Source organism: Nocardioides marmotae (assembly GCF_013177455.1).
Lineage (GTDB): Bacteria > Actinomycetota > Actinomycetes > Propionibacteriales > Nocardioidaceae > Nocardioides > Nocardioides marmotae.
In genome coordinates this window covers 1,590,176-1,605,301 of record NZ_CP053660.1, presented here as the reverse complement: position 1 = coordinate 1,605,301, position 15,126 = coordinate 1,590,176, and the positions used below count along the sequence as shown (strand labels likewise).

The 15,126-nt window shown below is 72.9% G+C and carries 13 protein-coding genes; 9 read left to right on the top strand and 4 right to left on the bottom strand.

The genetic code is table 11. The features are described from left to right. Positions 1–2: 2 nt before the first annotated feature. Positions 3–437, bottom strand: a complete 435-nt coding sequence (locus tag HPC71_RS07750) for an SRPBCC family protein (RefSeq protein ID WP_154612000.1) — start codon at positions 435–437, stop codon at positions 3–5. 152 nt (positions 438–589) lie between these two features. Between HPC71_RS07750 and HPC71_RS07745 the strand changes: the two genes are divergently transcribed. The 9 genes from HPC71_RS07745 (at position 590) to HPC71_RS07705 (ending at position 11,467) form a co-directional block, all read left to right on the top strand. Continuing rightward, positions 590–2,380: an AMP-dependent synthetase/ligase gene (locus HPC71_RS07745; protein WP_171896465.1), complete on the top strand. Its 1,791-nt coding sequence runs from the start codon at positions 590–592 to the stop codon at positions 2,378–2,380. Positions 2,381–2,580: 200 nt separating this feature from the next. Next, the gene (gene cpaB / locus HPC71_RS07740) at positions 2,581–3,321 is read left to right on the top strand and encodes a Flp pilus assembly protein CpaB (protein ID WP_154612001.1); all 741 of its coding nucleotides are present in this window, start codon (positions 2,581–2,583) and stop codon (positions 3,319–3,321) included. Positions 3,322–3,326: 5 nt separating this feature from the next. Then, entirely contained in the window at positions 3,327–4,523 is a 1,197-nt protein-coding gene (locus HPC71_RS07735; protein ID WP_154612002.1) for a CpaE/TadZ family protein, read from the top strand. 4 nt (positions 4,524–4,527) lie between these two features. Next, positions 4,528–5,988: a TadA family conjugal transfer-associated ATPase gene (locus HPC71_RS07730; RefSeq protein ID WP_154615066.1), complete on the top strand. Its 1,461-nt coding sequence runs from the start codon at positions 4,528–4,530 to the stop codon at positions 5,986–5,988. Then, complete coding sequence (locus HPC71_RS07725) at positions 5,988–7,904, top strand: type II secretion system F family protein (RefSeq protein ID WP_154615065.1); 1,917 nt, start codon at positions 5,988–5,990, stop codon at positions 7,902–7,904. Before HPC71_RS07730 ends, HPC71_RS07725 begins: the two co-directional genes overlap by 1 nt. Before the next feature lies 1 nt (position 7,905). Then, positions 7,906–8,832: a type II secretion system F family protein gene (locus tag HPC71_RS07720; RefSeq protein ID WP_154615064.1), complete on the top strand. Its 927-nt coding sequence runs from the start codon at positions 7,906–7,908 to the stop codon at positions 8,830–8,832. Further along, positions 8,829–10,424: a sensor histidine kinase gene (locus HPC71_RS07715; protein WP_154612006.1), complete on the top strand. Its 1,596-nt coding sequence runs from the start codon at positions 8,829–8,831 to the stop codon at positions 10,422–10,424. Before HPC71_RS07720 ends, HPC71_RS07715 begins: the two co-directional genes overlap by 4 nt. Continuing rightward, entirely contained in the window at positions 10,421–11,074 is a 654-nt protein-coding gene (locus HPC71_RS07710) for a response regulator transcription factor (protein ID WP_154612007.1), read from the top strand. The genes HPC71_RS07715 and HPC71_RS07710 overlap by 4 nt, the downstream gene beginning before the upstream one ends. Positions 11,075–11,191: 117 nt before the next feature. Next, positions 11,192–11,467, top strand: coding sequence for a Flp family type IVb pilin (locus HPC71_RS07705; RefSeq protein WP_230084296.1), 276 nt, complete (start codon positions 11,192–11,194; stop codon positions 11,465–11,467). Positions 11,468–11,692: 225 nt separating this feature from the next. Here the strand turns inward: HPC71_RS07705 and HPC71_RS07700 are convergent, their stop codons facing one another. The 3 genes from HPC71_RS07700 to HPC71_RS07690 are packed head-to-tail and all read right to left on the bottom strand — an operon-like array spanning position 11,693 to position 15,118. Next, positions 11,693–12,913, bottom strand: coding sequence for a M48 family metallopeptidase (locus tag HPC71_RS07700; RefSeq protein WP_171896463.1), 1,221 nt, complete (start codon positions 12,911–12,913; stop codon positions 11,693–11,695). Beyond that, complete coding sequence (locus tag HPC71_RS07695) at positions 12,910–14,094, bottom strand: hypothetical protein (protein ID WP_154615063.1); 1,185 nt, start codon at positions 14,092–14,094, stop codon at positions 12,910–12,912. Before HPC71_RS07695 ends, HPC71_RS07700 begins: the two co-directional genes overlap by 4 nt. Before the next feature lie 40 nt (positions 14,095–14,134). Next, positions 14,135–15,118: a C40 family peptidase gene (locus HPC71_RS07690; protein WP_171896461.1), complete on the bottom strand. Its 984-nt coding sequence runs from the start codon at positions 15,116–15,118 to the stop codon at positions 14,135–14,137. Between the last annotated feature and the right edge of the window lie 8 nt (positions 15,119–15,126).

The window sequence follows — 15,126 nt, the reverse complement described above, 5'->3', positions numbered from 1 at the left end:
CGTCAGCGCGACTCGACGCGCTTCTTCAGACCCTTCAGCGCCGTGTCGATGAGGATCTTCTCGCCCTTGCGCTTGAGCATCCCGATGAGCGGGATCGAGACGTCGAGGGCGAGCCGGTAGGTCACCTCGGTCGAGCCGCCGAGGTCGCGGAGCACGTAGGCGCCGTCGAGGGCGCGCAGCATCTTGCCCTCGACCAGGGTCCAGGTGACCTCGCGGTCGCCGTCCCACTGGTACTCCAGGGTGTACTCGTCCTTGATCGGCGAGACGTCGAGGGCGAAGAACACCCGCTCGGCGCGGCCGTCGGGGTAGGTCGAGACGACGTCGGCCGTCTGCACGCCCTTGGCCCACGCGGGGTACGCCGCGAAGTCGGCGATCACCGCCATCACCTCGGCCGGCGCGGCGTCGACGGTGATCGACGACGTGGTCTGTTCGGCCATGGCGGGTCCCCCTGGAGGTCGCGGGTGCTGAGCGGGGTCGGCGGGTGGATCGATGCGGCAGCGTACCGGATGAAAAGCCCCCCGCCGGGCGGCGGTAGCCTGCGATGGGCGTCCGTTCGGGCGTCTGAACGACGTGTCCGGAGGAGTACAGCGTGCGGGAGTTCTCCACGCCCCTGACGATCGAGGTCCCGGGGACGGGCAACCTGACCGACGACGTGGTGCGCAACGCCGCGGAGGCGCCCGACGCCGTCGTGTTCAGCAGGCCCGCCGCCGGCGGCGGCTGGGACGACGTCACCGCAGCGGAGTTCCTCGCCGAGGTCTCGGCGGTCGCCAAGGGGCTGGTCGCGGCCGGCATCGAGACCGGCGACCGCGTCGCCCTGATCTCCAAGACCCGCTACGAGTGGACGCTGCTCGACTACGCGATCTGGTTCGCCGGCGCCGTGACGGTGCCGATCTACGAGACCTCCTCCGCGGAGCAGATCGAGTGGATCCTGCGCGACAGCGGCGCCCGCGCGGTCGTCGCGGAGGGCGACGACCACGTGGCGCGGATCAGCGAGGTCCGCTCCGGGCTCGAGGCGCTCAACCACGTGTGGTCGCTGAGCGACAACGCCGTCGACGTCCTGAGCCGCCTCGGCGCCGACATCGCCGACGACGACCTCGAGAAGCGGCGTACGACGGCGACGCCGCTGGACCTCGCGACCCTGATCTACACCTCGGGCACCACGGGCCGGCCCAAGGGCTGCATGCTCACCCACGGCAACTTCATGTTCGAGCTCGGCGTCGCGGTCGACGAGCTGCACCGACTTTTTGAGTCCGACGGCGCCTCCACGCTGCTGTTCCTGCCGCTGGCCCACGTCTTCGCCCGGATCATCCAGGTCGGCTGCGTGAAGTCGCGGGCCCGCATGGGCCACTCCCCCGACATCAAGAACCTGCTGCCCGACCTCCAGTCCTTCCAGCCGACGTTCATCCTCGCGGTGCCCCGCGTCTTCGAGAAGGTCTTCAACACCGCCTCGCAGAAGGCGACCGCCGAGGGCCGCGGCAAGATCTTCAACCGCGCCGCCGACGTCGCGATCGCGTGGTCCCGCGGCCTGGACAAGGGCCGCCCCTCGCTGGCCGTGCGCGCCCAGCACGCGCTGTTCGCCAAGCTCGTCTACGGCAAGCTGCTCACCGCGCTCGGCGGCAGCTGCCAGTTCGCGGTCTCCGGCGGCGCGCCGCTCGGTGACCGGCTCGGCCACTTCTACCGCGGCATCGGGCTGACCGTCCTCGAGGGCTACGGGCTCACCGAGACGACCGCCGCGCTGACCGTCAACCTCCCCGACGCCCAGAAGATCGGGTCCGTGGGTCGCCCGCTGCCGGGCACCGCGGTCCGGGTCGCCGACGACGGCGAGCTGCTCTTCCAGGGCGGCCAGGTCTTCGCCGGCTACTGGGAGAACGAGGAGGCCAGCCGCGAGGCGCTCGAGCCCGACGGCTGGTTCCACACCGGCGACGTCGGCGAGGTCGACGAGGAGGGCTTCGTCAAGATCACCGGCCGCAAGAAGGAGATCATCGTCACCGCCGGCGGCAAGAACGTCGCGCCGGCCGTGCTCGAGGACCGCCTGCGGGCCCACGCCCTCGTCGACCAGTGCGTCGTCGTCGGCGACGGCCAGCCCTTCATCGCCGCCCTGGTCACCCTCGACCGCGAGGCGCTGCCGGTGTGGGCCGAGGCCCGCGGGAAGTCCGCGGACATCGAGGAGCTCGTCGACGACGCCGACCTGCGGGCCGAGATCGAGGCCGCGGTCGAGGACGCCAACAAGGCGGTCTCCAAGGCCGAGTCGATCCGGAAGTTCTCCATCCTCACCGCGGAGTGGACCGAGGAGGGCGGACAGCTCACCCCGAGCCTGAAGCTGAAGCGGAACGTCGTGATGCGCGAGTTCCGCAGCGACGTCGACGCTCTTTACTCGTGAGGAACCTGCCGGCGGATCACCCCGAGGGGTGAGGTTCGACAGTTCCGTCCCATTCGTCCACGAGAAGTGGTCGGGGGGCCTAGCATCGGTGCTCGGCGCCGCAGCCCGCTCGGGAGGGAGCAGGCCGGTGCCGTCATGGGAATGCTGGACCGTCGGAGGGGGCTCCCGACGTTCCCTCACAGGACGGAGAGGTTCTGTCGATGGACCGACGAAGGATCCTGCTCGTCGCCGCGGCGCTCGTCGCAGCGCTGGGCACGGTGCTGGTCTTCCTCTACGTGCGCGGCGCGGACGCGCGGGCCGAGGACCGCTTCACCACGGTGGAGGTCCTGCGGGCGACCGCACCGATCGCCAAGGGCGAACGGATCGAGGACGCGCTGGCCGCCGGCAAGGTCGCGCTCGAGCCGGTCGTCTCGGACCAGGTCCTCGACGGCGCGCAGGCCGACACCTCCCTGTTCACCGACCAGCTCGCGCTGGTGCCGATCTACCCCGGTGAGCAGCTGATCCCCGCCAAGTTCGGCGGCGCCGCCCAGGTGTCGGCCGACACCGGCCTGCAGCTGCAGAAGGGGCAGGTCACCGCGACGGTCAACCTCACCGACACCGCCCGCGTCGCCGGCTTCGTCAACCCCGGCTCGCAGGTGGCGGTCTTCTTCAACGGCGCCGACCCGACCAGCGGCCAGCCCTTCACCCGGCTGCTGCTGCCCCGGGCCACCGTCCTCGCGGTCGGCTCGACCACCCCGGTCTCGACGACGACCACCGACCAGACCGGCCAGCAGACCGTCGAGCAGCTGCCCCGCACCCTCATCACCCTCGCCCTGAGCCAGGAGCAGGCCGAGCGGGTGATGTTCGCCCAGGGCAACGGCGAGCTCGCCTTCGCGCTCGTCGGCGAGGGCACCACCGTGCGCCCCGGCCCCGCGGTGACCAACCAGAACCTCTTCCGGTAACCGGCGTGCCTGTCGTCGTCGATCCCGAGAACGCCACCCTCGGCGCGCTCCTGGCCGGGCTCCCCGCCGGCGCCCAGGGCGTCTTGTCGGTCGACCGGATGCACGGGTGGCTGACCCAGCACACCGACGAGTACGTCGTCGTGCTGGGCCCCCACCTCGCGCTGGCCGACACCGTCGCGGTGTGCGAGGGGCTGCGCACCACCCGGCCGACCGTCAGCGTCGTGCTCGTCCGCGACGAGCTCGACACCGCGACCCTGGCCGGGGCGATGAAGGCCGGCGCCCGCGACGTCGTCCAGACCGCCGACGTCCCGGCGCTCGAGGCGGCCGTCGACCGCGCCTACCAGCTGCACCTCGCGCTCCGCGGCCCCACCGGCGCCGCGCACGTCGGCCGCGTGGTCACCGTCTTCTCCCCCAAGGGCGGCGTCGGCAAGACCACGATGGCGGTCAACCTCGCGCTGGCCCTGACCGAGCAGGGCGCCCGCAAGGTCTGCCTGGTCGACCTCGACCTCGGCTTCGGCGACGTCGCGATCACCATGCAGCTCTTCCCCACCCACTCCATCGAGCACGCCGTCGGCGCCGAGGACTCCCTCGACGCCGCCATGCTCGAGGGGCTGCTGACCCGGCACCAGGAGTCGCTGATGGTGCTCGCCGCGCCCGCGCACCCCGACGTGCGCGACCGGATCACCGCGGCCCTGGTCACCCGGGTCCTGCGCACCCTGCGCGAGACCTTCGACCACGTCGTCGTCGACACCGCCCCGGCCTTCGACGAGCAGACGCTGACCGCCCTGGACGAGACCGACGAGTGCGTGATCGTCGCGACCCTCGACGTCCCCACGCTGAAGAACGTCAAGGTGGCGCTCGAGACGCTGGAGATGCTCGACATCGCGCGCGGCCACCGCCACCTGCTGCTCAACCGCGCCGACGACGCGGTCGGCATCGGGCCCGACAAGGTCGAGGCCATCCTCGGCATGGGGGTCGCCGCCCAGGTCGAGAGCTCCATCGACATCGCCGCCGCGACCAACGCCGGCACCCCGATCGTGCTGGAGAACCCGGCCCACCAGTCGAGCACCGCCATCCGCGCCCTCGCCGCCCGTCTGGCGGGCGACACGGTCGCGGCCCCGCGCTCCGCCGCCGCGTCCTCCCTGGAGGACCCGCCGGCGGAGAGCGAGAAGCCCGCCCGCCGGTTCCGCCTCCGGAGGTGACCAGATGAGCTCCCTGTCCGAACGCCTGGCCGCCGCCCGCCGCGCCGACGCGGCCGGCTCCCCCGGCACCGACGCCGGCCCGACCGCGGCCGACGTCGCGACCGACCCGGCCGTCGCCCCGGCCCTCTCCCCCGCTCCCGCAGGCCGCAAGCCCGACCCCGCGCCGCGTCGTACCCTCGGCGCGTCGCAGACCGACCGCATCGAGGAGCTCAAGGCCAGCGTCCACGCCGAGCTGCTCCAGGAGCTCGGCCCGCACCTCTACGACGCCGACATGGACCAGGACGAGCTCGACCAGCGGGTCCGCACCGTCCTCGCCGACGTCCTCTCCTCCCAGGACCGACCCCTGAGCAGCAGCGACCGCGCGCGGGTCACCCAGGAGATCAGCGACGACATCCTCGGCTACGGGCCGATCCAGCCGTTCCTGCGCGACCCGGACGTCTCGGAGGTCATGGTCAACGGCCACAGCTCGATCTGGCTGGAGAAGAGCGGGCGGCTGCAGCCGGCCGACGCCCACTTCCTCGACGAGGCGCACCTGCGGCGGACCATCGACAAGATCGTCTCCCGCATCGGCCGGCGCGTGGACGAGTCCAGCCCGATGGTCGACGCGCGCCTGCCCGACGGCAGCCGCGTCAACGCCGTGGTCCCGCCCCTGGCGGTCGACGGCTCGGCGCTGACGATCCGCAAGTTCGCCACCGACCCGCTGACGGCCGAGGACCTGGTCCGGTTCGGGTCGCTGACCCCGCAGACCCGCGACTTCCTCGACGCCTGCGTGCGCGGGCGGCTCAACATCATCGTCTCGGGCAGCACCGGCGCCGGCAAGACCACCACCCTCAACGTGCTCTCCTCCTTCATCCCCTCCGACGAGCGGATCGTGACGATCGAGGACGCCGCCGAGCTCCAGCTCAAGCAGGACCACGTGGTGCGGCTGGAGTCGCGGCCGGCCAACATCGAGGGCAAGGGCGCGGTGCACATCCGCGACCTGGTCCGCAACAGCCTGCGCATGCGGCCGGACCGGATCATCGTCGGCGAGGTCCGCGACGCCTCCGCGCTGGACATGCTCCAGGCGATGAACACCGGTCACGACGGCTCGATCTGCACCCTGCACTCCAACGGCCCGCGCGACACCCTCTCCCGCATGGAGACGATGGTGCTCATGGCCGGCATGGACCTGCCGGTGCGCGCGATCCGCGAGCAGGTCGCCTCGGCGGTCGACCTCATCGTCCACCAGACCCGGTTCAAGGACGGCACCCGCCGGATCACCCACATCACCGAGGTGGAGCGGATGGAGGGTGACGTCATCACCCTCCAGGACATCTTCGTCTTCGACTCCTCGGCCGGCTTCGACGGCCAGGGCCGCACCCTCGGGCGGCTGCGGCCCACCGGCCTGCGGCCGCGGTTCCTCGACAAGATGACCTACGCCAACGTCAGCGTCGACCCGATGCTGTTCGCGACGGACCGCCTCTGATGCGACGGGCCACGCTCCGCCTCCTCGCCCTGGTCGCCGCGGTCGCGCTGGGCCTCGCCCCGTCCGCCGCGCTGGCCGTCGACGGGTCGATCGCCCACGTCGAGCCGACCGCGGACGGGCTGCAGGTCCTGGTCTCGGTGCCCGCGGACGTGGAGGTCGACCTCGGTCAGGTCGGCGTCACCGTCGACGGCGTCGACTCCCCCGCCACGGCCGCCCTCGCAGGCACCTCGACCGCCGTACGGCGTACCGCCGTGCTGGCCATCGACACGAGCAACTCGATGAGGGGCGACCGCTTCGGCTCGGCGAAGGCCGCCGCGCTCGCGTTCGTCCGCACCGTGCCGGAGGACGTCGAGCTCGGCATCGTCAGCTTCGCCGGCACCGTCACCGAGGCGCTCGCGCCCACCACCGACCGCGACGCCGCCCGCGAGGTCATCCGCTCGCTGTCGCTGAGCCGGCAGACGATGCTCCACGACGGCGTGCTCGCCGCCGTGCGGATGGCGGGCACCGAGGGCCAGCGCTCCCTGCTCGTGCTCTCCGACGGCGCCGACACCTCCCAGACCCCGCTGGCGGAGGTGACCACAGCGGTCGAGGAGGCGGGCGTCGCGCTCGACGTGGTCGCGCTCGAGCAGGGCGAGCGGGCGCTGGCCGCGCTGCGCGAGATGACCGCCGCCGGCTCCGGCCGGGTCGTCGAGGCCGAGCGCACCGCGCTGGGCGAGGCGTTCTCCGCCGAGGCCGAGGCGCTCGCGCGCCAGGTCCTGGTCACCACCTCGGTGCCCGCGGGCGTCACCGACCCCGAGGCCACCGTCGAGGTGACCCTCGGCGGGGCCGACCCCGTGGTGGCGCGGGCCTTCACCACCGTCCAGAGCGCGGCGACCCCCGCGTCGTCGGCCCCGTCGCCGGTCGTCGCGGACGCCGGCTGGGTCCCGCCGACCTGGGTGATGTACGCCGGCGTCGGCACGCTCGGCCTCGGCCTGGTCGCCCTCGTGGTGCTCCTGGTGCCGCGCGGGCCGGCGCCGCTCACCGCCGAGCAGCGGTTGACCCGCTACGCCGCCGCCACCGACCCGGGCTCCCCAGGCTCCCCCGCCCCCGGCGGCTCGCGCGTCGACGCCGAGCACGCGTTCGCGCAGGCCAAGGGCGCGGCGGCCGGCGTGCTGGAGCGCAACAAGTCCCTCGACGCGCGGATCACCCACCGCCTCGAGGGCGCGGGCAGCGAGCTGAAGTCCTCCGAGTGGCTCCTGGTCCACGTCGGTGTCCTGGTCGCCTCGGGCCTGGTCGGCCTGCTGCTGGGCGGCGGGAGCATCGGCGTCGGGCTGTTGCTCCTCGCCCTCGGCGCCCTCGGGCCTTGGCTCTACCTCGGCATCCGCCGCTCGCGCCGCCGCAAGGCGTTCAACGCCCTCCTCCCCGACACCCTGCAGCTGATGTCCGGCTCGCTCGCGGCCGGCCTCTCCCTGGCCCAGTCGATCGACACGATCGTGCGGGAGGGGGCCGACCCGGTCTCCACGGAGTTCAAGCGGGTGCTGGTCGAGACGCGCCTCGGCGTACCGCTCGAGGACGCGCTGGAGGGGGTCGCCGAGCGGTTCGAGTCCAAGGACTTCGAGTGGGTCGTCATGGCGATCAAGATCCAGCGCCAGGTCGGCGGCAACCTCGCCGAGCTGCTGGACACGGTCGCGGCGACGATGCGCGAGCGGGAGTACCTCCGACGCCAGGTGGCCGCACTCGCCGCGGAGGGCAAGCTGTCGGCGTGGGTGCTCGGCTGCCTGCCGCCGTTGTTCATGTTCTACCTGTTCCTCACCCAGCGCGACTACGTCATCGTGATGTTCACCGAGCCGCTCGGCATCCTCATGCTGGTCGGGGCCGCGGTGATCCTCAGCGTGGGGGCGTTCTGGATGAGCAAGCTGGTCAAGGTGGAGGTCTGAGGTGGTCCTGCTCCTCGTGCTGGGCGTCGTGCTGGTCCTCGTGGCGATCCTGCTCCTCGGCCTGGCGCTCTCCCCCGACGCCGGGCAGACCACGGGCGTCGCGCGCTCCCTGGCCGCCATCGAGGCGATCACCTCGGCGCCGAAGGCGCTGCGCGACGAGCTCGACCGGCCCTTCGGCGAGCGGGTCCTCGAGCCGCTGCAGGCCCGCGCCCTGCGGATCGGGCGCCGGCTCTCCGGCGCCGACTCCGCCGAGCGGATCCGCAAGAAGCTCGACCTCGCCGGCAACCCGCGCGACTGGAGCGTCGACCGGGTCGTCTCGGGCAAGGTGATCGGCGCGATCGCGCTCACCCTGGTCGGCGGCGCCCTCGCCCTCGTGCTGGGCGTCTCGGTGTCGGTGGCGGTCGTGATGCTGCTCGGCGGGCTGGTGGTCGGCTTCTTCGTGCCGGACCTGTACCTGTACCAGAAGACCTACGAGCGCACCGAGCGGATGCAGCGCGAGCTCGCCGACGCGATCGACCTGATGACCATCAGCGTCGAGTCCGGGCTCGGCTTCGACGCCGCCGTCCAGCAGGTCGCCCGCAACACCGAGGGACCGCTGGCCGAGGAGTTCTCCCGCGTGCTGCGCGAGATGCAGATCGGCCAGGGCCGGGCGCACGCGCTGCGCGCGCTCGGGGACCGGACGAACGTGCCCGACCTCAAGACCTTCGTGGGCGCGATGGTGCAGGCGGACTCCTTCGGCATCCCGATCTCGCAGGTGCTGCGGATCCAGTCCGCCGAGATGCGGCTCAAACGCCGTCAGCGCGCCGAGCACAAGGCGCAGCAGGTTCCTGTCAAGATCACCGTGCCCCTGATCTTCTGCATCCTGCCGTGCTTGTTCATCGCGGTCATGGGGCCCGCGGTGATCAGCATCATGGAGAACATGGGATGACCCGGTCGGACCTGCCGTTCGCGCGACTCACCCTCGCCGCCCGCGGGTTCGTCCTGCTCGCGCTCTGCCTCGCCGCGCTCGTCGCCGACGAGCAGGACATGATCCTGGCGCTGATCGCGATCGGCGCGACCTGGGTCGTGGTCCAGCTCGCGGAGTTCCGCCCCGGCGTCTCGACGGCCTTCGCCACCACCTTCGACGCGGTGGTCGTCGGCCTGGTCTGCGGCATCACCGTCGGCGACAGCCTGCCCGTCCTGGCCGCGCTGGCCGTGCCTCCCTTCACCGCCGGCCTGCACCGGGGCGTGGTCGGCGTCGCGCTCGCCATGGCGGCCCAGCTCGTGGCGCTGATCGGCGTCGCGTTCCTCGGGTACGACGGGCTCGCCGGCGCCCAGGCGATCGGGGTCTTCACCTGGGGCATGACCGGCCTGGGCCTCGGCCTGATCGGCGCGTTCCTGCACTCTGCCCTCGAGCGGTCGGTCGACCCCCTCGCGCCCTACCACTACGCCCAGACGCTCCTGCGCCAGCTCATCGACCTCTCCGGCGGGCTGAGCTCGGGGCTGGACCCCAACGCCCTCGGCGGGGCCATCGTCAGCACCGCCCGCGACGAGCTGCCCATCGCCACGCTCGTCCTCTACGTCCCGCGCGGGGAGACGCTGACACCCCTGGTCGAGAAGCACCTCGACGGCGACTCGACCGACTGCGAGGACGTCGCACTCGAGGCTTGGGCCCGCGGCGAGAACGTCGTCAACGGTCGGTCCTTCGCGATCCCGCTCGACGACGCCGCGGTCCTGGCCGGCGTCCTCTCCGACCGGCTCGACCCGGGCCGGCTCGACCTGGCCGGGCGGATCCGCAAGCTTCAGCGCCGGCTCGCGCCCAGCGCCGTGCACCTCGACACCGCCCTGCTGTTCGCGTCCTTCCGCGACGCCGCGACGGCCGAGGAGCGGCGCCGGCTCGCCCGGGAGATGCACGACGGCGTCGCCCAGGAGATCGCCTCCCTCGGCTACCTCGTCGACGCGCTGGCCGCCCAGCCCGGGTCCCCGGAGCAGGCCGAGCGGATCGCGCTGCTGCGCGACCGGGTCAGCCACGTCGTCGGCGAGGTCCGCCAGTCGGTGCTGACGCTGCGCACGAGCGTCGGCGAGAACGAGAGCCTCGGGGCCGCGATCAGCTCGGTCGCCCGCAACCTCAGCGAGGTGGCCGGCGTACCCATCCAGGTGACGCTCGAGGAGCACACCACCCGGTTGCGCCCGGAGGTGGAGGCGGAGCTGTTCCGCATCACCCAGGAGGCGATGAACAACGCGATCCGGCATGCGCAGGCCTCGGTCATCGACGTCCACTGCCGGGTGCACGCACCTCGCGCGGTCATCACCGTCTCCGACGACGGCCGCGGCATGCAGCAGCCCCGGTCGGACTCCCACGGCCTGGAGATCATGCGCGAGCGCGCGATGCTCATCGGCGGACGGCTGAGCATCGACCCCGTTCACGGAGGCGGCCTGATGGTCACCGTGGCGGTGGGCACGGACCTCCAGCGCGACATCCCCGACGTCGCCGGCGTGCACCCCGAGCAGGACACCGAAGGGAAGAAGGTGAAGGCATGAGCGACCGCCACATCCGCGTGCTCCTCGTCGACGACCACCAGCTCATCCGGGACGGGCTCTCCGGCGTGCTGGACCTCGAGCACGACATGAGCATCGTCGGCGTCGCCGCGACGGTCGCCGAGGCCATGGCCTCCTACGAGGAGCTCGCCCCCGACGTGGTGGTGACCGACCTGCAGCTGCAGGACGGCACCGGCCTCGACATCGTCCGCGCGGTCCGCAAGCGCAGCAACGACACCGGGCTCATCGTGCTGACCATGCACTCCGGGGACGACCAGATCTTCGCCGCGATGCAGGCCGGGGCGTCCGGGTTCGTCGGCAAGGACGCCCCCTCCAGCGAGGTGGTCAAGGCGGCCCGGCATGCCGCGGTCTCCCCCCGCTCCTTCATCTGCACCGGCCTGGTCGGCGCGATGATGCGGCGGCAGGCCGGGGACTCCACGAAGCTCTCCGACCGCGAGCACGAGGTCCTGCTGCTGCTGGCCGACGGGCTCGGCGCTGCCCAGATCGGCGACAAGCTCTACCTCAGCGAGTCGACCGCGAAGTCGCACATCGCGAAGATCTACCAGAAGCTCGGCGCCGCCAACCGGGCCCAGGCGCTGGTCACCGCGATGCGGATCGGGCTGCTCTCCAGCGTCAAGCCGGCCAACTCCTGAGCGCCGGGTAGCCCACCTGGCCACGACGGCCGACGACCGGTGGTAGTCCGTTCGGACTACCCAGCTCGAGACGGTGACGCGATTCGCTGACCTGCGGTTCCGGCGAGGATTCCGGTCGTGAGGTTCTTCGGCCTCACGCCGAGGAACTACCCCCGTCACAGCACCTCAAGGAGCCCCGTCATGGTCGACTACTTCCGCATCCTCATCAACGCCCGCCTCGCCGAGATGGAGGAGCGCGGCGCCTCCGCCGTCGAGTACGGCCTGCTCATCGCCGGCATCGCCGCCCTGATCGTCGTCGCCGTGTTCGCGCTGGGCCCGGTCGTCAAGGAGGCGTTCGCGGACACGTGCGCCTCGATCAGGGGCGGCAACTCCAACATCGCCGCAACCTGCTGAGAATGCGACGTCGCGACTGCCATCGAACAGCTCTGGAGGTTCACGCGAAGTGAGCAGGGCCCCTGGGCCGTCGCGTACGGAGTGCAGACCACGGCATTGCTGCGTTCATCGTCGTGCCGTCGCTGCGCCGGGTGCCAGGATCTAGGCGCAGCATCACCGGCAGTTGCTCAATGAGGTACCTGCATCGGGGGCCGCGTTCCACGCGGCCCCCGATCGCGCTTTGGATCAGCGCGCGCGCCCGAACCGGTCGAGCACCCCGGGATGGCTCCCGAACCACCAGTGAGCCAGGCCGGGCGGAGTCGGGTCGGCCAGCGACTTCTCCGCCAGCCGCACCTGCAGCCCGACGAACGCGTCGGGATCCCGCGTCACCCGCAGCGCGTCGACGTCGGCCCGGGTCTCGACCTGGCGGCTGATCCCGTTCTGCACCGGGCTCGCCAGGAAGCCCCCGACCGCGAAGAGCGCGAGGGCCAGCGGGGCCACCGCCGCCTCGCTCACCGCCGGCCACCCGCGCCGGCCGAACCAGCCCAGGCACAGCGCCAGCAGGCCCACCCCCGCGACGGCGCTCGCAGCGCCCAGCACCGTGCCGACGACCACGTCGTCGTGCTTCGCGTGCGCCAGCTCGTGCGCCACCACCGAGAGCGCCTGGTCGACCGGCAGGTCCTCGACCAGCGTGTCGTAGAGCACCACCCGCCGGCTCGCCCCGAAGCCCGAGACGTAGGCGTTGAGCGTCGACGTGCGCCGCGAGGCGTCCGCCACGAGCACGTCCCCGATCTCCACGCCCTCCGCGTCCGCCAGCTCCTCGATGCCCTGCCGCAGCGGGCCGTCCGCGAGCGGCTCGAAGGAGTTGAACGCCGGCTCGACGACGACGGGGTAGACGAACGAGCCGAGGACGACCAGCGCCGCGACGAGCAGCCCCGCGACCGCCGGCCAGGCCCGCGGCAGCCACCGCGCCAGGCCGATGACCACGAGCAGCGCGATCGAGGCCACCCCGATGCCGAGCACCTCGTTGCGGACGAGGTCGGCGGCGTACCCGGCCCACGACCGCGTCGAGAGCCCGTAGTCGCGGCGGCGCTGCTCGAAGGCGATGCCGAACGGGAGCGTGACGAGCCGCCTGGCCAGCTCGACGGCCGCCACCAGGACCACGACCTGGACCCACCACGGGCCGGGGGCCCGCCGCGCCCAGGCGCGGCCCCGCCGGCTCAGGCCGAGGTAGCAGGCGACGGCGAGCGAGACGGCGAGGGAGGAGTAGCTGAGGACCCGCGCCCACCGGGAGTACTCCTCGGCCCGGGCGAGGTGCGCGACGCTGAAGTAGTCCTCGGCGCGGACCGGTTCGACCGGCCCGCCCGGGACCGGGTCCCACGGCACGAGCCACCAGGCGAGGAGGACGAAAGCCGCTCCGCCGGCGCCGACGAGCGTCCACGAGAGTCGGCGGGCGGTCGGCGTCACACCGTCGAGTCTGACAGGCCGGCCAGGTCGGCCAGCCGCGAGCGCCAGGCCCGGACCAGGTCCGCCTCGCTCCACCCCGCGACGTCGCGCAGGGCCTCCTCGAGACCGGTCCGGCCGGCCGCGCGGTAGAGGTCGACCAGGCGCGTCTCCCCCACCCGGTCGGCGAGGACGACGCAGGCCAGCCAGGCGGCCTCGTACGTCGCGCCGAGATGGGTCGTCGCGGTGTCGAACTCCGCCGGCCCGGGCAGCGCCCGCGGCAGGCCGTCCTCGCGGACCTGCTCGATGACCTGCCCGGCCGTGGTGGTCAGGGGCAGGCCCACGTCGCGCAGCGCCACGTAGTCCGCGAAGCCCTCGAGCAGCCACAGCGGCTGGGTGGTCACCGGGGCGCGGGTCGCCACGTGGGTGGCCTCGTGGCTCATCACCACCTGCGCGCCCCGGGCGCCGAGGGTGCCCAGCACGTCGGGGTTGACGAAGACGTGCAGGGGCGCGTCGGGGGCGACCGAGCCGTCAGGGGCAGCGGTGACGGCCGCCACGGCGTCGTACTGCCCGTCCTCGGCGCCGAGGACGTCGCCGAGGCCCTCGGCGGACGCGGGGACCTCCACGACGAGGCGGGAGCGCCATCCGGCGAGCACGCGCCGGACGACCGGCACGGCGGCCTCGGCGTGGCGGCCGATCGACGCGACGTCGGTCCCGGTGGCGCCGACGACGAGGACCCGCTCGGAGCGCAGCACCTCGACCGGCCCGGTGAGCCAGAGCGGGCTCCGGCCCTCGCCACCGCCGACCGAGGTGAGCACGGCCTCGGCACCGTCCGCGGTGAACGTCATCTCGACCTCGGTCCGGGCCGGCCGGGCGTCGAAGCCGCCGAAGCGCCAGGTCACGTCGACGGCCGCGCGGAGGCTGTCGTCGGTCCGCGCGACGGTGTCGACGTAGCGGAGATCGAGGTCGCGGACCCGCAGGCGGGCGGCGTTGCGGGCGATCCCGGCGGGCGCCCCGGCGAGGGCGGCCGCATCACCGGCGGCGACGGCCTCCTCGAGCCGGTCGAGCGCGGCGTCGACGGCGCGGGGACCGATCGCCGCGGCCGCCTGGTCCTCCGGCGTCGCGACGTAGGGCTCGTCCCGGAGGACCAGCCAGCCGGCGACGGCGGCGGCCACCAGCACCGCGAACGCGACGAGGCCGGCCACCCACCGTCGTGGGCGACCGGCCTCGGTCGGGGGTGCTGGCTCAGCCAGGGCGCACCGCGCCGACGTACGGCATCGAGTGCAGCGGCGCGGTGGTGACACCGGCGCCGGGGTTGGCGGCGTGGACGATCATGCCGTTGCCGATGTACATGCCGACGTGGCTGATCGGGCTGTAGTAGAAGACCAGGTCGCCGGGCTGGAGGTCGCTCTCGGCGACGCGCGGCCCGGAGGAGTACTGGGCGCTGGAGGAGTGCGGCAGCGACACGCCGGCCGCGCCCCACGCCATCATGGTCAGGCCGGAGCAGTCGAAGGCGCTCGGCCCGGCTGCGCCGTAGACGTAGGCGTCGCCGACCTGGGCCATCGCGTAGGCGATCGCGGCGCCGGCGCGGCCGGAGGCCGGGACGGAGGCCGGCGGACGGGTGGTGTCGCGCGAGACCAGCTTCTCGCGCTCCTTCTCCTCGAGCCGGGCGAGGAGGGCCTGGGCCTCCTCGAGCTTCTCGTCGATCTCCGACTTCTCCTCGGCGAGCTGCGCCTTGACCTCGGCGACCTGGTCCGCGCGGTCCTCGGTGGCCTCGCGGCGGATGTCGAGCGCCTTGAGCTCGGCGGTGTAGTCGCCGTACATCTGGTCCTGCAGGTCGTCGAAGGCCGACATCGTCGAGAGCTCGGAGAGGAAGCCCTGCGGGTCGTCGGAGACCAGGACCTGGCCGACGGCGGAGAGGCCCTGGCCCTGGTACTGGCGGACCACCGAGCGCTCGACCTGCTCGCGTACGCCCTCGAGGCGGTCGCCCTGGCGGTTCTCGTCGGCCTTGAGCGAGCGCAGGTCGCGCTTGAGCTCGCGGAGCTCGATGCGCGCGTCGTTGAACCGCTCCGAGGCCTGCTCGGCCTCGTGGAAGAGCTGGTCGACCCGGGACTCGACGTCCTTGATGTCTGGCTCGGCCTGCGCCGGGACAGAGGGGCCGAATCCGACGATGCCGACGATGGCGAGCCCGGTGAGGGCGGGGATGATGCGCTTCCGGCCGTTGAGCACGAGCGGAG

Coding starts and splice junctions, on each gene's coding strand:
- HPC71_RS07750 (WP_154612000.1), bottom strand. CDS start 437: ATGGCCGAACAGACCACGTCGTCGATCACCGTCGACGCCGCGCCGGCC.
- cpaB (WP_154612001.1), top strand. CDS start 2,581: ATGGACCGACGAAGGATCCTGCTCGTCGCCGCGGCGCTCGTCGCAGCG.
- HPC71_RS07730 (WP_154615066.1), top strand. CDS start 4,528: ATGAGCTCCCTGTCCGAACGCCTGGCCGCCGCCCGCCGCGCCGACGCG.
- HPC71_RS07725 (WP_154615065.1), top strand. CDS start 5,988: ATGCGACGGGCCACGCTCCGCCTCCTCGCCCTGGTCGCCGCGGTCGCG.
- HPC71_RS07715 (WP_154612006.1), top strand. CDS start 8,829: ATGACCCGGTCGGACCTGCCGTTCGCGCGACTCACCCTCGCCGCCCGC.
- HPC71_RS07710 (WP_154612007.1), top strand. CDS start 10,421: ATGAGCGACCGCCACATCCGCGTGCTCCTCGTCGACGACCACCAGCTC.